General features: G+C 69.9%; 16 protein-coding genes. 11 read left to right on the forward strand and 5 right to left on the reverse strand.

Going from position 1 to position 15,809, the window contains the following annotated elements; translation table 11 throughout:
• Nucleotides 1-17: 17 nt before the first annotated feature.
• Nucleotides 18-1,013, reverse strand: a complete 996-nt coding sequence (gene dhaK, locus ACTJI8_RS10840) for a dihydroxyacetone kinase subunit DhaK (RefSeq protein WP_440733449.1) — start codon at nucleotides 1,011-1,013, stop codon at nucleotides 18-20.
• Nucleotides 1,014-1,199: 186 nt separating this feature from the next.
• Between dhaK and ACTJI8_RS10845 the strand changes: the two genes are divergently transcribed.
• Nucleotides 1,200-2,036, forward strand: coding sequence for an IclR family transcriptional regulator (locus ACTJI8_RS10845; protein ID WP_440733450.1), 837 nt, complete (start codon nucleotides 1,200-1,202; stop codon nucleotides 2,034-2,036).
• A 70-nt stretch (nucleotides 2,037-2,106) separates the two neighbouring features.
• Here ACTJI8_RS10845 and ACTJI8_RS10850 read toward each other — a convergent pair whose 3' ends face one another.
• Both ACTJI8_RS10850 and ACTJI8_RS10855 read right to left on the reverse strand, forming a co-directional pair.
• Nucleotides 2,107-2,616 carry a phosphoribosyltransferase gene (locus tag ACTJI8_RS10850; RefSeq protein ID WP_440733451.1) on the reverse strand — a complete coding sequence of 170 codons (510 nt, stop codon included), beginning with the start codon at nucleotides 2,614-2,616 and terminating at the stop codon, nucleotides 2,107-2,109.
• Nucleotides 2,617-2,663: 47 nt separating this feature from the next.
• Nucleotides 2,664-3,101 (reverse strand): Lrp/AsnC family transcriptional regulator, encoded by a 438-nt coding sequence (locus ACTJI8_RS10855; protein ID WP_440733452.1) that lies wholly within the window; start codon nucleotides 3,099-3,101, stop codon nucleotides 2,664-2,666.
• A 150-nt stretch (nucleotides 3,102-3,251) separates the two neighbouring features.
• On the opposite strand from ACTJI8_RS10855, the gene pdhA reads away from it, so the two are divergent.
• Genes pdhA through ACTJI8_RS10870 form a run of 3 tightly spaced genes read left to right on the forward strand, consistent with a single transcriptional unit; the run spans nucleotide 3,252 to nucleotide 7,002 of the window.
• On the forward strand, nucleotides 3,252-4,391 hold the full coding sequence (pdhA, locus tag ACTJI8_RS10860) for a pyruvate dehydrogenase (acetyl-transferring) E1 component subunit alpha (protein WP_440733453.1): 1,140 nt from the start codon (nucleotides 3,252-3,254) through the stop codon (nucleotides 4,389-4,391).
• Complete coding sequence (locus ACTJI8_RS10865) at nucleotides 4,388-5,446, forward strand: alpha-ketoacid dehydrogenase subunit beta (protein WP_440733454.1); 1,059 nt, start codon at nucleotides 4,388-4,390, stop codon at nucleotides 5,444-5,446. The genes pdhA and ACTJI8_RS10865 overlap by 4 nt, the downstream gene beginning before the upstream one ends.
• Complete coding sequence (locus ACTJI8_RS10870) at nucleotides 5,443-7,002, forward strand: dihydrolipoamide acetyltransferase family protein (protein WP_440733455.1); 1,560 nt, start codon at nucleotides 5,443-5,445, stop codon at nucleotides 7,000-7,002. The genes ACTJI8_RS10865 and ACTJI8_RS10870 overlap by 4 nt, the downstream gene beginning before the upstream one ends.
• 9 nt (nucleotides 7,003-7,011) lie before the next feature.
• On the opposite strand, the gene ACTJI8_RS10875 is transcribed toward ACTJI8_RS10870, so the two are convergent.
• Nucleotides 7,012-9,129, reverse strand: coding sequence for a RecQ family ATP-dependent DNA helicase (locus ACTJI8_RS10875; RefSeq protein WP_440733456.1), 2,118 nt, complete (start codon nucleotides 9,127-9,129; stop codon nucleotides 7,012-7,014).
• A gap of 132 nt (nucleotides 9,130-9,261) precedes the next feature.
• Here ACTJI8_RS10875 and ACTJI8_RS10880 point away from each other — a divergent pair, with 132 nt between their 5' ends.
• The 7 genes from ACTJI8_RS10880 (at nucleotide 9,262) to ACTJI8_RS10910 (ending at nucleotide 15,137) form a co-directional block, all read left to right on the forward strand.
• Nucleotides 9,262-9,681 carry a pilus assembly protein CpaE gene (locus ACTJI8_RS10880; RefSeq protein ID WP_440733457.1) on the forward strand — a complete coding sequence of 140 codons (420 nt, stop codon included), beginning with the start codon at nucleotides 9,262-9,264 and terminating at the stop codon, nucleotides 9,679-9,681.
• 251 nt (nucleotides 9,682-9,932) lie between these two features.
• On the forward strand, nucleotides 9,933-10,817 hold the full coding sequence (locus ACTJI8_RS10885) for a fumarylacetoacetate hydrolase family protein (protein ID WP_440733458.1): 885 nt from the start codon (nucleotides 9,933-9,935) through the stop codon (nucleotides 10,815-10,817).
• Between the two features lie 12 nt (nucleotides 10,818-10,829).
• On the forward strand, nucleotides 10,830-11,711 hold the full coding sequence (locus ACTJI8_RS10890; RefSeq protein ID WP_440733459.1) for a VOC family protein: 882 nt from the start codon (nucleotides 10,830-10,832) through the stop codon (nucleotides 11,709-11,711).
• 54 nt (nucleotides 11,712-11,765) lie between these two features.
• Entirely contained in the window at nucleotides 11,766-12,587 is an 822-nt protein-coding gene (locus tag ACTJI8_RS10895; protein WP_440733460.1) for an ABC transporter ATP-binding protein, read from the forward strand.
• Nucleotides 12,584-13,438 (forward strand): ABC transporter permease, encoded by an 855-nt coding sequence (locus tag ACTJI8_RS10900; RefSeq protein WP_440733461.1) that lies wholly within the window; start codon nucleotides 12,584-12,586, stop codon nucleotides 13,436-13,438. Before ACTJI8_RS10895 ends, ACTJI8_RS10900 begins: the two co-directional genes overlap by 4 nt.
• Nucleotides 13,439-13,539: 101 nt before the next feature.
• Complete coding sequence (locus ACTJI8_RS10905; protein WP_440733462.1) at nucleotides 13,540-14,586, forward strand: ABC transporter substrate-binding protein; 1,047 nt, start codon at nucleotides 13,540-13,542, stop codon at nucleotides 14,584-14,586.
• The gene (locus tag ACTJI8_RS10910) at nucleotides 14,583-15,137 is read left to right on the forward strand and encodes a carboxymuconolactone decarboxylase family protein (protein ID WP_440733463.1); all 555 of its coding nucleotides are present in this window, start codon (nucleotides 14,583-14,585) and stop codon (nucleotides 15,135-15,137) included. Before ACTJI8_RS10905 ends, ACTJI8_RS10910 begins: the two co-directional genes overlap by 4 nt.
• A gap of 4 nt (nucleotides 15,138-15,141) precedes the next feature.
• Here the strand turns inward: ACTJI8_RS10910 and ACTJI8_RS10915 are convergent, their stop codons facing one another.
• On the reverse strand, nucleotides 15,142-15,798 hold the full coding sequence (locus tag ACTJI8_RS10915) for a GntR family transcriptional regulator (RefSeq protein ID WP_440733464.1): 657 nt from the start codon (nucleotides 15,796-15,798) through the stop codon (nucleotides 15,142-15,144).
• Nucleotides 15,799-15,809: the final 11 nt, after the last annotated feature.

The raw sequence follows: 15,809 nt of genomic DNA on the forward strand, positions 1-15,809 counted from the left end.
GTTCTCCTTCGAGCGGTTCAGGCGCCCCAGCGCAGGCCGGGGGTGACGACGGGCGCGTCCCACAGCCGGATGAGCTCGTCGTCGGCCTTGAGCAGGGTGACCGAGCACCCGGCCATGTCCAGCGACGTGATGTAGTTGCCGACGAGGTTGCGGGCGACCGTCACGCCGGCCTTCTCCAGCAGCGTCGCGACCTCGCCGTACATCAGGTACAGCTCGATGAGCGGCGACGCTCCCATGCCGTTGAGCATCACGATCGCCGGGGATCCGGTGAAATCCAGATCGGCGAGGATCGGCTCGACCAGCTGCGCCGCGATGTCCTTGGCGGGCGCGAGCGGAACGCGGTGGCGGCCGGGCTCGCCGTGGATGCCGATGCCGATCTCCATCTGATCGTCGGGCAGATCGAACGTGGGCTTGCCCGCGGCCGGCACGGTGCAGCTCGAAAGCGCCATGCCCATGGACCGCCCCTGGCCGTTCACACGCGCGGCGAGATCGGCCACAGCGGCGAGATCCTGCCCCTCTTCTGCGGCCGCCCCCACGATCTTCTCGAGCAGCACCGTGAGGCCGACACCGCGGCGGCCCGCCGTGTAGAGCGAGTCCTGCACGGCGACGTCGTCGTCCACCACGACCGAGCGCACGTCGATGCCGTCCATGGCGGCGAGCTCGGCGCCCATCTCGAAGTTCATCACGTCGCCGGTGTAGTTCTTCACGATGTGCAGCACGCCCGCGCCGCGGTCGATCGCCTTCGTGGCGACCTGCATCTGATCGGGCGTCGGCGAGGTGAAGACCTCTCCGGCGCAGGCGGCGTCGAGCATGCCGGTCCCGACGAATCCGCCGTGCAGCGGCTCGTGTCCGGATCCACCGCCGCTCAGCAGCGCGACCTTGCCCTCGTCCTTGCGTGTCGCGCGCAGGATCACGCGGTTCGCCAGGTCGACCTCGAGCTCCGGATGCGCGAGCGCGAGCCCGCGCAGCGACTCCGCGAGCACGTCCTCCGGGGCGTTGATGAGCTTCTTCATCCTGCGACCTCCTCGTTGCAGTTCCACCAGCACCATTGCGATCCGACCAGCATTCCGCGACGGTCGGGATCCCGACGGATCCGCATCCGGGGGCGTGCCGAGACCCGAGGTCGGAACCTCTTGCGTCACGGGCGACTGCACTCCAGAATCGGAATACTTTTCGTTAATGTCGAATATGCGTTGAGGATGTCGGATTGTCAAGAGATCCGGATCCGCACCGTCGTCGCCGCTGCCGTCGAGGAGGGAACCGCACCGATGATCCAGGCGATCGATCGCGCCGCGAAGGTGCTCGAGCTGCTGCAGGGCTCCCGCCACCTCGGCATCACGGATCTCGCGACTGCCTTGCAGCTGCCGCCGTCGACCGTGCACGGCATCGTGTCGTCGCTGCGCGAGCACGGGCTCGTCGCCAAGGAGCGCGGCGGCCAGCGTTACATGCTGGGCCCGACCCTGCTGAAGCTCAGCAGCGTCTACCTCGACTCCCTCGATGTGCGGGCGCGGTCGATTCGCTGGACCCAGGAGCTCGCGCGGCGCACCGGCATGGCCGTGCGGCTCGGCGCCCCGCACTTCGCCGAGGTGCTCGTGATCCACCACGTGCTTCGCCCCGATGACAGCCCCCAGATGCTGGAGACCGGCGCGGCGCTGCCGGCGCACGCCTCGGCCATGGGCAAGGTGCTGCTCGCGCACGACCTCGGATTCCAGCGGGCCGTGTTCTCAGGCCCGCTGCGGAGCCTGACCGGCGACACCGTCACGCATCCCGAGGTGCTCGCGGCCGGCCTTCCCGCGATCGCCGAGCACGGCTTCGCAACCGAGGTCGACGAGGCCGTTCTGGGCGAGTCGTCGCTCGCCTCCCCCGTCGCCGACTCCCGCGGGGACATCGTGGCGGCGGTCGCCGTGGTGTACCCGACGGCAGATGGCCCCGCACCCGACGCGGTGCTGCACGCGCTGCGCGACACGGCCCGCAACATCTCCCGCGAGCTCGGCGCCACGGCCTGGCCCCCGCGCATCGCGCCCGCCGACGACTGAGCCCTCCCCGACGACGAATCGTCCCGGTGAGCAGGGCGCTCACCGGGACGATTCGGAAGATGGAGAGAGGTCAGGCCGTGGGCGCCAGGCCCAGGTCCTCCTCGCGGACCGTGCCCTTGGCCGACCACGGGAAGTCGATCCAGCGATCGGTGTCCTTCCACGCGTAGTCGGGCTGGATGATCGTGGTGGGCTTGGTGTAGATCGTGACCGAGCGCACGGCCGCGCCCTTGCTCTTGAGCAGCTCGACGGCCAGGGCGAGCGTGCGCCCCGAATCAGCGACGTCGTCGACCAGCAGCACACGGCGACCGTTCAGGTACTCCATGTCGAGCGCCGGCGGTAGCACCTCAGGAGCGTCCAGCACCGTGCCGATGCCGGTGTAGAACTCGACGTTGATCGCGCCGCAGTTCTTCGCGCCGAGGCCGTACGCGATGGCCCCGGCCGGCAGCAGCCCGCCACGTGCGATCGCGACGACCACCTCGGTCTCGAACCCCGACTCGAGGATCCGGCGAGCCAGATCCCGCGTCGCCTCGCCGAAACCGTCCCAGGTGAGCACTTCGCGCTCGATCACCGCATCCGTCATGGATACATTCTGCCGTGCGGATGCACCTCCCGGGAACGCGGATGCGGTCAGCTCTGCCCGAAGTCCTCGAAGATGAGCGTCGTGCGCGTGGAGCGGACCGCCGAGATCGCCTGGATGTCCTCGAGCACGATCCGGCGGAGATCGCGTGCGTCGCTGGCCCGCACGAGCAGGATCACGTCGAAGTCGCCGCCCACGAGCGCCATGTGCTCGACCTCGGGGATCCGCTGCAGCTGCTCCTGCACCTCCTGCCAGGCCGGCTGTTCGAGCGCGAGCATGACGTAGGCCGAGGCGTGGTGGCCGAGCAGCACCGGATCCGTGCGCACGGTGTACCCGGTGATCACCCCGGCGTCGGTCAGCCGCTTGATGCGCGCGTGCGCGCCCGCTCGCGAGATGTGCACGGACTCGGCGATCGCCGTCATGGACACGCGCGCATCGCGACGCAACTCATCGAGGATCGCCCGGTCGATGTCATCCAGCTCCGCCATGCGCGCGCCTTCCCTGCTCTCTTCGCTGACACTCTGCCACATTCTGGTGCCTCTGATCTGCAATCGTCCAGATTCAGCATGATCTTGTTGGACGACTGCATCTACCGACGCACACTGGAGACATCACGTTCGGCAAGGAAGGCGGACCCGATGCAGCACACCATGCCTGCCACGAGCCACGCGCACGACACGGATCCCCGCGATCTGCTCCCCCGCGATGAACCGGTGCAGCTGATCGACGAGACCGGATCCTCGCGCGTCGACGACGGCTATCCGATGCCCGCGGACGAGGTGCTCGACAGGGCCTACCGCGGCCTCATCGAGGGACGCCGCATCAACGATCAGGCGAACGCGCTGGTCCGCCAGGGGCGCCTCGCGGTCTACCCCTCCTCGCACGGCCAGGAGGCCTGCCAGATCGCGGCCTCGCTCGTGCTCGGCGCGCAGGACTGGCTGTTCCCGACCTATCGCGACTCGGTCGCGGTGATCGCCCGGGGCGTGTCCCCTGCCGACGCCATGGTGCTGCTGAAGGGCGACTGGCACTCCGGCTACGACCCGCACGAGCACCACGTGGCCCCGCAGACCACGCCCCTGGCGACGCAACTGCTGCACGCGGTCGGCTTCGCGCAGGCCGCGAAGCACCGCGGCGAGGACACGGTGGTGCTCGCGATGTGCGGTGACGGGTCCACGAGCGAGGGCGACTTCCACGAGGCGCTGAACTTCGCCGCCGTGTTCCACGTGCCCGTCGTCTTCTTCGTGCAGAACAACGAGTTCGCGATCTCCGTGCCGCTGAGCCGGCAGACCGCCGCCCCCTCGCTCGCGCACAAGGCGGTCGGCTACGGCATGCCCGGGCAGCGCGTGGACGGCAACGACGTGGCGGCCCTCATCGCCGTGCTCGGCGAGGCCGTGGATCGCGCCCGTGCCGGCGGTGGACCGACCCTCGTCGAGGCCCACACCTACCGGATGCAGGCGCACACGAACGCCGACGACGACACCCGCTACCGCGAGCGCGCCGAGGTGCAGGCCTGGGTCGCGAAGGATCCGCTGACGCGCCTGCGCGCGCACCTCAGCGCACGCGGCCTGCTCGACGAGGCCCGCGAGCAGGAGCTCGCCGAGGGCGCCGAGACCATCGCCGCGGCCCTCCGGGACGCCCTGAATGCCGACCCCGAGCTCGACCCTGAGGACCTGTTCCGCTTCGTCCGCGGCACCCGCTCGCCGCAGCTGCAGGAGCAGTGGCAGCAGCTGCGTGACGAGCTGGAGCGCTCCGGATCCGCCGAAGGAGGCACCCGATGACCATCGCGCACGAGGGCGTCCGCGTGGACGCCGCCACCCCCGAGAACCAGACGGTTCCGACCATGCAGACCATGACGATGGCGGCGGCGCTCAACCGCGCCCTCGCCGACGCCATCGAAACCGACCCCGACGTCGTCCTGTTCGGCGAGGATGTGGGCGCGCTCGGAGGAGTCTTCCGGATCACCGACGGACTCACCGAGCGCTACGGTGAGGACCGCTGCTTCGACACCCCGCTCGCGGAGTCGGGCATCATCGGCACCGCAGTGGGCATGGCCATGAACGGCATGCGACCGGTCGTCGAGATGCAGTTCGACGCCTTCGCGCTGCCCGCGTTCGAGCAGGTCGTCAGCCACGTCGCGAAGATGGCCAACCGCACCCGTGGCGCGCTGCCCATGCCGATGGTGATCCGGATCCCCACCGGCGGCGGCATCGGCGGCGTCGAGCACCACTGCGACTCGTCCGAGGCCTACTACGCGCACACTCCGGGGCTCACGGTGGTGTGCCCGTCGACCCCGCAGGACGCGTACTCCCTGCTGCGCGCGGCGATCGCGTCGCCGGATCCGGTGGTCTTCCTCGAACCGAAGAAGCTGTACTGGACGAAGGGCGAGGTCGACACCTCGATCGTCGGGGAGATCGGATCCGCCCGGGTCGCTCGCGAGGGCACGGACGTGACCCTCATCTCCTACGGCTCCTCGGTGGCGACGTGCCTCGAGGCCGCCGAGATCGCCGCCGCGGAAGGCCGCAGCGTGCAGGTCATCGACGTGCGCACGCTGACGCCGATCGACGACGCCACGATCACCGCCGCGGTGCGCTCGACCGGCCGCGCCGTGGTCGTCGCCGAGGCGCCGGGTTACGCGAGCGTGGCCAGCGAGATCCAGTCCCGGGTGTTCGAGCGCTGCTTCGAATTCCTCGAGGCGCCCGTGCGCAAGGTCACCGGCTTCGACACCCCGTTCGCCCCGCCGAAGTTCGAGCACTGGTACCTGCCCGACGCCGACCGGGTGCTCGATGCGATCGACACCCTGCACTGGCTCGACGAGCACGGAGAAGAAGCATGACCACCGCGACGACGAAGGTCTTCCGCCTCCCCGACCTGGGCGAGGGCCTCACCGAGGCCGGCCTGGTGCAGTGGCTCGTGCAGGTCGGCGATACGATCCGCACCGACCAGCCCATCGCCGAGGTCGAGACCGCGAAGAGCGTGGTCGAGCTGCCCTCGCCCTATGCCGGCGTGGTCGTGGCGCTGCACGGCGAACCGGGCGAGACGATCGACGTCGGCGCTCCGGTGCTCGAGGTCGCCGATCCCGATGCGTCTGCGGCGCCGTCCGCCGCGGTTCCGGCCGCCGCGGGCGATGTCGAGAAGGAGGCGTATCGGTCCGAGGAGCGCGCCGGATCCGGATCCGGCAATGTGCTGATCGGTTACGGCACGACCGAACGCGCGGGGTCGGGACGACGCCGCGCGCGCCGCACGGCGGGGCCCGTGCGCGGAGACGGCTCCCCCGCGGGGCGTCCGAGCGTGCCTTTGGACGTTGAGCGAGCACCGGCGGAGCCGGTGTTCGTTGAGCGAGCCGAAGGCGAGTCGAAACGCAGAGACGAGACGCCGCGCGCTGACGATACGGCTGAGTCCGTCGGCCCGGTCGCCGTGCGCTCGCCCCTCGTCCGCCGCCTCGCGCGCGACCTCGGTCTCGACGTGCGCCGGGTCACTCCGACTGGATCCGACGGCGCCGTCACCCGAGCCGACGTGCTGCGCGCCGCCGTGGACCAGGCCGTGGACGGGATCTCCCTGCACGCGCTCGGCGCCTCGGCAGGCGCGACCCTGTCGAGCACCGCCTCTCCCTCGCTCACTGGTCTCGAATTGCGGTCACCGGATGCGAATGACCGCAATGTGCGACCACTGAGCGGGGAGATCGTCGACGGGCTCGCCGTCGCCTCCCGCGAGCGCATGTCGCCGCTGCGCAAGGCGGTGAGCGCGAAGCTCACCCGCAGCCGGTCCGAGATCCCCGAGGCCACGGTCTGGGTGGACGTCGACGTCACCGAGCTCCGGACGCTCCGCGCCGCCATGGCGCCGGAAGGCGGCAAGGCCCCGTCGCTCACGGCCCTCGTGGCACGGTTCGTGCTGATCGCCCTCGCCGAGCATCCGCTGCTGGCATCGCGGCTCAGCGACGACGCGAGCGAGATCCTCTCGTTCGACGGCGTGAACCTCGGGGTCGCCGCCGACACCGACCGTGGCCTCATGGTGCCGGTGATCCCGCGTGCGCACGAGCTCAACGTCGACGAGCTCGACGCGGCGCTGCGCGAGCTCGCCACGACCGCACGAGCCGGATCCATGCCGCCCGAGCGCCTGCGCGGATCGACCTTCACGCTGAACAATTACGGCGGCCTTGGCGTGGACGGATCCGCGGCGATCATCAACCACCCCGATGTCGCGATCCTCGGCATCGGCCGGATGATCGAGCGCCCATGGGTCGTCGACGGCGCAATCGTTGCGCGGCGCATCGCGCAGCTCTCGCTGGTGTTCGACCACCGCGTGTGCGACGGCGGTTACGCCGCCTCGTTCCTGCGCCGGGTGATGGAGCTGCTGGAACACCCGGCGCGCGCCTTCGGCCGGGTGCGCTGACCCCGCGGATCACCCCCGCAGCGCGAGCACGAACGGCAGGACGTCGGTCGCGCCCGCCCGACGGAGCAGGCGGGCGGCGACGGTGAGCGTCCATCGACTGTCGGCCTGATCGTCCACGAGCAGCACGGGGCCGGCGGGCACGGTGAGGGAGTCGGTCGAGAAGCGGTCCCAGACCCCCGCGAGGCGGAACGCGCTGTTGCCCCCTGGCCCGCCGGTCGGGCCTGCTCCGACCATGTCGAGCTCGCCCAGATACGGCAGCCGGCCGATCTCGGCGAGGCTCCGCGCGAGCGACCCGACCAGAAGCGGCCGGGACCGCGACGGCATCGAGACCACCGCGACCGGACGCTCGGCCCACCCCCAGCCGGCGAGCACCCGCACGCAGGCGTCGCGGAGCCGATCGGGAACCGGGCCGTCGGGGGCGCCGGCGGCGAAGAGCTCGCGCAGCGCACCGCCCCAGCCGAGGTCCGTGAGACGCGCGAGCGCGCGCCCTTCCCCCGCCTGCTCCTCCACGGCGATGCGCCCCTTCACGGGGACCCCGAGCCGGTCGGCGCCCGTCGGCCAGGCCCGGCGCGGCTCGATCGGCACGCCCACCCGGTCCAGCGACGCCGTGGCCGCGACGCTGGCCTCGGTGCCGATCCCGGTCGGAAACCACACGCCGGCGCAGTTGTCGCATCGCCCGCACGGCTCGGCCGTGTCGTCATCGAGGGTGCGCTGCAGGAACTCCATACGGCAGCCGGAACCCTGTTCGTACTCCACCATGTGCTGCTGCTCCGCGCGGCGCTCGGCGGCGATGCGGTCGTACCGCTCGGCGTCGTAGACCCAGGGCTCGCCCGTGGCGATCCAGCCGCCCTGCACGCGGCGCACCGCGCCGTCGACGTCGAGCACCTTGAGCAGCAGCTCGAGCGGTGTGCGCCGGATGTCGACCATCGCCTCGAGCACGGGGGTCGACACCGGCGCGTCCCCGAGCACCGCGATCACCCGCTCCGCCCGCTCCCGATCCGGCATCGAGGCCGTCGCGAAGTAGTGCCAGATGTCGCGGTCCTCGACACCCGGCAGCAGCAGCACGTCGGCGCTCTCGCTTGCGCGCCCCGCGCGGCCCACCTGCTGGTAGTAGGCGACCGGAGACGAGGGGGCGCCCAGATGCAGCACGAACCCGAGATCGGGCTTGTCGAATCCCATCCCCAGCGCGCTCGTCGCGACCAGCGCCTTCACCTCGTTGCGCTTGAGCATCGCCTCCGACTCGGCACGCTCGTCCGGATCCGTCTGGCCCGTGTAGGCGCGCACCTCGTGTCCGCGATCGCGCAGCAGACGCGCCGTGTCGACGGCTGCGGCGACCGTCAGCGTGTAGATGATGCCGGATCCGGGCAGCTCGTCCAGATGGCTGAGCAGCCAGGCCAGCCGGCTGGGCGCATCGGGCAGCCGCAGCACCCCGAGCCGCAGAGAGGAGCGGGCGAGCGGACCCCGGATCGTGAGCACCTCGGATCCGCCTCCTGCCTCCGCAGCGCCGAGCTGCTCAGCGACATCGGCCACCACCCGGCTGTTCGCGGTCGCGGTCGTGGCGAGCACGGGCACGTCGGCAGGCATCTGCGCGATGAGCTCGCGCAGCCGCCGGTAGTCCGGGCGGAAGTCGTGCCCCCAGTCGCTGATGCAGTGCGCCTCGTCGACCACGAGCATGCCGATCCGGCGTACGAGGGCGGGCAGCTGCTGCTCGCGGAACGAGGGGTTGTTGAGCCGCTCGGGCGAGACCAGGAGCACGTCGACCTCGTCGCGGTCCAGCTGCGCGAGCACGTCGGCCCACTCATGCGCGTTCGTCGAGTTGATCGCGACCGCGCGCACGCCCGCGCGCTCCGCGGCGGCGATCTGGTCGCGCATGAGCGCCAGCAGCGGCGAGACCAGCACGGTGGGGCCGGCGCCCTCGTGCCGCAGCAGCAGGGTCGCGACGAAGTAGACGGCCGACTTGCCCCACCCGGTCCGCTGCACCACCAGCGCCCGCCGCCGGTCGGCGACCAGCGCCTCGATCGCCTCGTACTGCCCATCGTGGAACTCGGCGTCGGGTCGGCCGACGAGGGCTCGCAAGGCAGTGAGGGCGGCCGCGTGCGTCTCGGGTGAAGCGCCGTGCTGCGTCATGCCTCCAGCCTGCCGCACTCCTCCGACATGCGCTCGCCCGCCCTCCCCCGCGCGCGGCTACGCTCAGAAGATGAGCACACCGGCGCGACCAATGACCGGTCCCTGCGCCGCGATCGCCCCGAGGACCGCTTCGTGATCACGCGGGACCTCGCGCTCGCGCTGCGCGACGCCGGCCTGGCGTGGCACCCCGCGGAGGGCGACCGCTTCCAGCTCGTTCTGCCGGATGAGGTGGAGCTGGAGATCGAGGCCGACGTCTTCACCGTCAGCATCATGACCATCGAGGCCCGGCGCACCCCGACCGGCACGATCCTCGCATTCAACGGCACCACCGAATGGGCGCTCGACGCGGTGACGGTCACCGAAGCGGTCTGGCTGCCGCGTGAGGATCAGCTACGGGATCTGCTGCGCGGCACATTCCGCCGCCTGGTGCGGCTCGACGACGCGTTCCAGGTCGAGATCGAGATCGCCGGGCAGCCGCTGCTCTTCGAGCATCCCGATCCGTCCGAGGCGTACGGGCAGGCGCTGCTCGCGCTCATCCAGCGCTCGCGCTGACGAAGTCCGCCGCGTAGGGGCGTCGCACGGACCGCCTGGCGGGGTACGGCGCACCCCGACGGCCGCCGCCCTCCGTCGACGTCTCGCTCGCCATGACCCTCGCATCCTCGGAATCTTCGCATCCTCGCATTATTTACGAATTTTCTTGCCATCTTCGATATTTTGTGAGAATCTCGCATCTGTCGGCACGATGGGCTGGCAGACGCAACGGGGCGAGTCGAGCGGACGCGCCTCGCTTCTGGAGGAACCGAATGAGGATCGCGAACCACGACGGCCGGAGTCTCCTGGTCATCGACGAGCAACACGGAGTCGACATCGCCGAGGCGAGCAACGGCCAGTTCGGGCCCACCCCCGAAGCCGTACTGCAGAACTGGGACGAGTTCACGCTCTGGGCGAAGACGCTCGACACCGCCGCGCTACCGACGCTGCCGATCGAGCGTTCGCTCCTCGGCAGCCCCTCTCCCATGCCTCGGCAGGTCATCGCGGTCGGCCTGAACTACAGCGCCCACGCCGCGGAGTCAGGGTTCGACCTGCCGGATCAGCTCCCGCCGACGTTCACGAAATTCGTCTCGTCGATCACCGGGCCGGACACCGATGTGCAGCTTCCGCCCGGCGGCCACACCGACTGGGAGGTCGAGCTCGTGGTGATCATCGGCCGGGCGGGGCACTGCATCGCGGAGGCGGACGCATGGGATCACGTCGCCGGTCTCTCGGTCGGCCAGGACCTCTCCGAGCGCATCTCGCAGTTGCAGGGACCGGCACCGCAGTTCTCGCTTGGCAAGTCGTTTCCTGGGTTCGCCCCGATCGGTCCGTGGCTCGTCACGCCGGACGACGTCGGGAACCGCGACGACCTGGCCCTGGGCTGCGCCATCGACGGAGAGATCGTGCAGGAGGGCCGGACCCGGGACCTCCTTTTCCCCGTCGCAGCGCTCATCGCACGCCTGTCGGCGACCATCACGCTCCTTCCCGGCGATGTCATCTTCACGGGCACCCCGGCCGGGGTCGGCGTCGGACGCACACCCGCCCGGTTCCTTCAGCCCGGTGAATCCCTGCGCAGCTGGATCGAGGGAATCGGCGAACTGAATCAGCGCTTCCTCGTCCCCGCTGACCCCGCAGCCGGCCCGAACCTCTCCTGAAAGGCAGCACTCATGACCGGAACCGGGCTCATCTCCTCCCTGGGCTATGTGTCGCTGCGGACGACCGACCTCGACGCCGTCATCCGTAACGCCACCGAGATCCTCGGACTGCACGAGGTCGAGTCGACGCGGCAGAAGACGTTCCTCAGCGCGCAGGCCAACCATCACGAGATCGTGTACACCCGCAGCGACGAGAACTCCGTCGACCACATCGGCCTGGTGGCGCAGAGCCGGCAGGCCCTGGCGCAGATCCGCGAGAACGTCGCCCGCGCCGGATACCGGGTCGTCTCGGAGCAGCCGATCGAGGATCAGATCGACGAGGGCTTCGCCGTCGTCGGACCCGAGGGGTTCACCTGGCAGATCTACCTCGAGCGTTCCGCCTACAGCATGGTCAAGCACGGCGGTTTCGGACCCGATCGCTTCGGGCACGTGAATGTCCAGGTCGTCGACGCTCTGGCCATGCGCGACTTCCTCGTCGACGTGTTCGGCTTCCGCGTCTCCGATCAGATCGGCGCCGATGCCGCGTTCTTCCTCCGCTGCAACAACGATCATCACGGTGTCGCGGTCTTCAAGAGCGCCCGCGCCGCGATGCATCACCACGCCTGGCAGACCCAGAGCATCGTCGATCTCGGCCGTCTCGGCGACCGGCTCGCGCGTACGGGGTCCCGCCTGGCCTGGGGCCCGGTCCGGCATGGCGCGGGCGACAACATCGCCGTCTACTACGTCGAGCCGACCGGGGCCGTCATCGAGCTCTACACCGATCTGGAGCGCATCTTCGATCCCGAACGCGAGGTCCGGCGGTGGCGCGAGGACGACCTGTTCTGGATCAACCAGTGGGACGGACAGGTGCCCGACGGCATCCTCGACCACGGCGTCCCCCCGACCGCACGATGACCCGGCACGAACCGGTTCCCGCACGGCACACCGCATCAGCGAAGGGAGATCGTCATGAGCGACACGCCTGAGACCGCACGAGCGGTGCCCCCAAGGACGGAGGATGGCGCCTCCGCCGGCACGGACACCATGATCAGCGTGAAGAATCTCACGCACTGGTTCCCCTCCGCGCGTTCGACCCATGTCGCCCTCGACGCGATCTCGCTCGACATCCGGCGGGGCGAGTTCGTCTGCCTCGTGGGCCCCAGCGGATGCGGCAAGACGACGCTCCTGAACATGATCTCCGGCCAGCTGACGCCGCGCCGCGGGTCGGTTGAGGTCACCACCACGCAGCCGGCGTCCTCCGCCGTCGGGTACATGTTCGCGCGCGACTCGCTGATGCCATGGCGCACGATCAGCAGCAACGTCGCCTACGGACTGGAACTGCGACACGTGCCCAGGGCCCGACGCTCGGCGCGCGTCGCGGAGATGCTCCACCTGGTGGGGCTCGACGGCAAGGGCGACATGCATCCCTCCCAGCTCTCGCACGGCATGCGCCAACGTGCGAACCTCGCCCGCACGCTCGCGATGGATCCGGAGCTGCTGCTCGTCGACGAGCCGTTCGGCGCCCTCGACGCGCAGACGAAGGCCCGCCTGCAGGGCGAGTTCCTGCGCATCTGGGAGGGGACGGGCAAGACCGTGGTGTTCGTCACCCATGACCTCGGAGAGGCTGCGCTCCTCGCGGATCGCATCGTGATGATGCGCGAAGGCACGATCCGCACGGACATCGCCGTGGACTTCCCCCGCGCCCGGAATCTGGACACGCTCCGATTCGAGCCCGGGTACCAGGATCTCGTCCGCTCCTTGTGGGACCTGTTCGCCGAAGGAGCGGAATGATGTCGCCGACCAGCATCACTGGCAGCCTTGCCGCGCGCGTCGACGCCGAACTGAACGACGCGATCGCCACGTCCGCGATCGTGACGGTGCGCAACAGACGCGGAATGAGCGTTCTGATCCGCGTGCTGCAGGTGCTCAGCCTGGTCGTCGTCCTGGCGATCTGGGAATGGTTCGCCGCCGTCGGGATCCTCAATCCGCTCTTCTTCTCGCGCCCGAGCGCGATCGGCGGATTCTTCGTCTCCAACTTCGGCGCGCTGATGGCGGATGCCGGAGTCACGCTGCGCGCGACGCTGCTCGGCTTCGCCATCGGCAGCGTCGCCGGCGTGGCGGCGGCCTTCGCCATCACCGCCGTCTCCCTGCTCGACCGTGTACTACAGCCGTGGATCTCGGTCCTGATGAGCATCCCCCGCGTCGCTCTGGCGCCCCTGTTCCTGCTCTGGTTCGGCATCACCGAGATGTCGAAGGTCGCGCTCGCTGTGTCCATCGTGTTCTTCATGGTGCTGGTCTCGACCGCCGCGGGCACCAAGAGCGTCCCGCCCGACCTCGTCTCGCTGGGGAGGGCCTTCCACGCCTCGCCGTGGCAGCGCTTTCGGACCATCATGCTTCCCGCCTGCGTCCCGGCGATCTTCGCCGGCCTGCGCCTCGGCGTCGTAACCTCGATCCTCGGAGTCGTGTCCTCGGAGATGGTCGCCTCCAGCAGCGGCCTCGGACAGAAGGTCGTGCTCTACGGGCAGAACTTCAACTCCGCCGGCGTCTTCGCCGTGCTCGCACTGCTCGCGGTGATCACCACGGCCATGAACGGCGTCGTGGCATGGACCGAGCACACGCTGCTGCGCTGGCAGCGCCTCTGATCCGTCTTTTCCCCTCCCATTCCCCGCCCGAATCCCGCTTCCCACCCGACATAGACCGGGCCGTCGAAGTCGACGGCCTCAGACCCCTGGAAGGATCCGCAATGAAGAGGTACACCCGCGCAAGCCTGGCAGCGCTGGGCGCGCTCGCGCTGATCGGCGGCCTCGCCGCGTGCAATCCCGCCGTCACCGGCACCGCGCCGTCGTCCGCCTCGGCATCGGGCGACATGTCCAAGAGCATCACGATCAACTACAGCGCTCCAGTCGCGGGCGCCCTGCCGTTCCTCCCCGTCGACGTGGCCCTCGCCAAGGGATACTTCACCGAGGACGGAATCGACCTCAAGGTCGTTCAGACCTCGGCGCAGGCCCTGCCCGCCGCGCTCGCGGGCAACCAGCTCGACATGTCGGCCGACGTCGTCTACAACGTCGGCCGCTACCTGCAGAACGGCGTCAAGGTGCAGTTCGTCTCGGGGCTGAACGAGAACGTCGACTTCACGCTCCTGGCGGCGAAGAACGTGGACATCCCGAAACCCCAGGGCGCGGACGGGTGGAGGGCGTCGTTCGAAGCCCTGCGAGGGAAGTCGATCGGGGTCGCCGCGAAGGCGGGGCCCATCGGCCTCACCGTGACGAAGCTCATGAGCGAGGCCGGCGTGCAGCCCGGCGAATACACGCTCATCGACACCCCCGGACCGGCCGCCGGCAACGCGCTCTCCGCGGGACAGGTCGCGGCGGTGGTCTCGGGCGGAGGGTTCGATCTTCCGCTCGTGGAGCACGGGCTCGCCTCGTTCGTGTTCCGGCTGGATGCCGGCATCCCGGACATCTTCGGGCACCAGTCGAATGCGGCGCTGTTCATGACGGCGCAAGCCATCGCCGCCAAGCCGGGCGCCGCCGAGCGGGTGCAGAAGGCGATCGCGAAGGCCACGGCATTCATCCAGGATCCGAAGCACCTCGACGAGGTCGTGACGATCGCAAAGGCCGGAGGCACCCCGGACAGCAAGGCGCTGCGCGACCGCATCTCCGAGTACACCTATAACGCCACCCTTTCGCTGCCCGGCCTGAAGTCCGGCTTCGAATGGGCCAAGACCGCGGGTATCACGGATTCGGTGGTCGACGCGAAGTCCACGATCGCTGAGAGCGTGAAGGCCGAATGAACGACGCCACTGCTCCGGCGGGACTGTCGGAGGCGCAGCGTGCCGTGCACGACGCGATCGCCGGCGGCCCCCGGGGCGGTGCCTCGCCGTTTCCACTCCAGAACCCGGACGGTTCGCTCGTCGGCCCTTTCGGCCTGATGGTCCGGTTCCCCGTACTGGGCGCCCCCCTGCAGGAGCTGGGGGCGGTGCTGCGGTATCGGACGAGGATGAGCGCGCGCGTCCGCGAGATCGTGATCCTCACCGTGGCCCGCGCCGCGGACTCCGCGTTCGAGCGTTACGCGCACACGGCCGTGGCACGGACCTCCGGGCTCTCCGACGCTGAGATCTCCGATCTCCGCACCGGGCGGTTCGTGTGCACCGATCCGATCGAGTCCGCTGCTGCCCAGCTCGCCGAAGACCTGACGGCGCATGCGAACCCTCCGGCGCAGGGATCCGGTCTCGCCGCGGAGCTGGTGGCCGAGGTGGTCACCACGGTCGGCTACTACCGATTGCTGGCCCAGCTGATGTCCCGGTTCGGGATCGGCGCCCCGGAAGGCGAAGACGATGCCTGACCGGTCAGGCGATGCCGTCGAAGTACCGTGCGGTCATCCTGATGTGTTCGCCGAGGAGCTCTGGACCGCGTACGAGGTCACGGGCGGTCGCGGCATCGCGCAGCGCGATGTGCTCGGCATCGCGGCGCGCCTCATCCTCCGCGGTCATCACGGTGACCGATGCCGATCGGTACAGCTCGGCCGCATCCCTCAGCGACATGGCCACGGCGACCAGTCTGCGGTTCGGACAGCCGGCCAGCAGCGTCTCGTGAAACGCCCGGTGAGCCGACACCCAGGCATCCTTGTTCCGCTCGCCTTCCGAATCCCGCTCGATGCGGTGCAGCCGGTGGTACGCGCCGATGACGTCGCTCTCCCAGTCGACGCTGCCGTGCGCGATCGCACTGCGGAACGCTTCGCACTCCACCACGAGCCGCGTGTCGATCAGCTCGTGCAGGTCCTTCTCCGAGACGGCCGCGACCCGGAATCCGAGCTGCGGCTCGGCGACGACGAGGCCTTCGGAGGTGAGGCGGATCAGGGCCTCCCGGACGACACCGACACTCGCCTGCAGCCGGCCGGCGATCTCGGCCAGCGGCAGCTTCGATCCCGGCACCACGACGCCGGACAGGATCTCCCCCCGCAGCTGGGTCTGGACGGGTTCCACTCGGGTCTTGGCTGTGCTCACCTCGCCAGTAT

Source organism: Microbacterium sp. 22303, from assembly GCF_052045265.1.
GTDB lineage: Bacteria > Actinomycetota > Actinomycetes > Actinomycetales > Microbacteriaceae > Microbacterium.

Coding starts and splice junctions, on each gene's coding strand:
- dhaK (WP_440733449.1), bottom strand. CDS start 1,013: ATGAAGAAGCTCATCAACGCCCCGGAGGACGTGCTCGCGGAGTCGCTG.
- ACTJI8_RS10845 (WP_440733450.1), top strand. CDS start 1,200: ATGTCGGATTGTCAAGAGATCCGGATCCGCACCGTCGTCGCCGCTGCC.
- ACTJI8_RS10850 (WP_440733451.1), bottom strand. CDS start 2,616: ATGACGGATGCGGTGATCGAGCGCGAAGTGCTCACCTGGGACGGTTTC.
- ACTJI8_RS10855 (WP_440733452.1), bottom strand. CDS start 3,101: ATGGCGGAGCTGGATGACATCGACCGGGCGATCCTCGATGAGTTGCGT.
- pdhA (WP_440733453.1), top strand. CDS start 3,252: ATGCAGCACACCATGCCTGCCACGAGCCACGCGCACGACACGGATCCC.
- ACTJI8_RS10865 (WP_440733454.1), top strand. CDS start 4,388: ATGACCATCGCGCACGAGGGCGTCCGCGTGGACGCCGCCACCCCCGAG.
- ACTJI8_RS10870 (WP_440733455.1), top strand. CDS start 5,443: ATGACCACCGCGACGACGAAGGTCTTCCGCCTCCCCGACCTGGGCGAG.
- ACTJI8_RS10875 (WP_440733456.1), bottom strand. CDS start 9,129: ATGACGCAGCACGGCGCTTCACCCGAGACGCACGCGGCCGCCCTCACT.
- ACTJI8_RS10885 (WP_440733458.1), top strand. CDS start 9,933: ATGAGGATCGCGAACCACGACGGCCGGAGTCTCCTGGTCATCGACGAG.
- ACTJI8_RS10890 (WP_440733459.1), top strand. CDS start 10,830: ATGACCGGAACCGGGCTCATCTCCTCCCTGGGCTATGTGTCGCTGCGG.
- ACTJI8_RS10895 (WP_440733460.1), top strand. CDS start 11,766: ATGAGCGACACGCCTGAGACCGCACGAGCGGTGCCCCCAAGGACGGAG.
- ACTJI8_RS10900 (WP_440733461.1), top strand. CDS start 12,584: ATGATGTCGCCGACCAGCATCACTGGCAGCCTTGCCGCGCGCGTCGAC.
- ACTJI8_RS10905 (WP_440733462.1), top strand. CDS start 13,540: ATGAAGAGGTACACCCGCGCAAGCCTGGCAGCGCTGGGCGCGCTCGCG.
- ACTJI8_RS10910 (WP_440733463.1), top strand. CDS start 14,583: ATGAACGACGCCACTGCTCCGGCGGGACTGTCGGAGGCGCAGCGTGCC.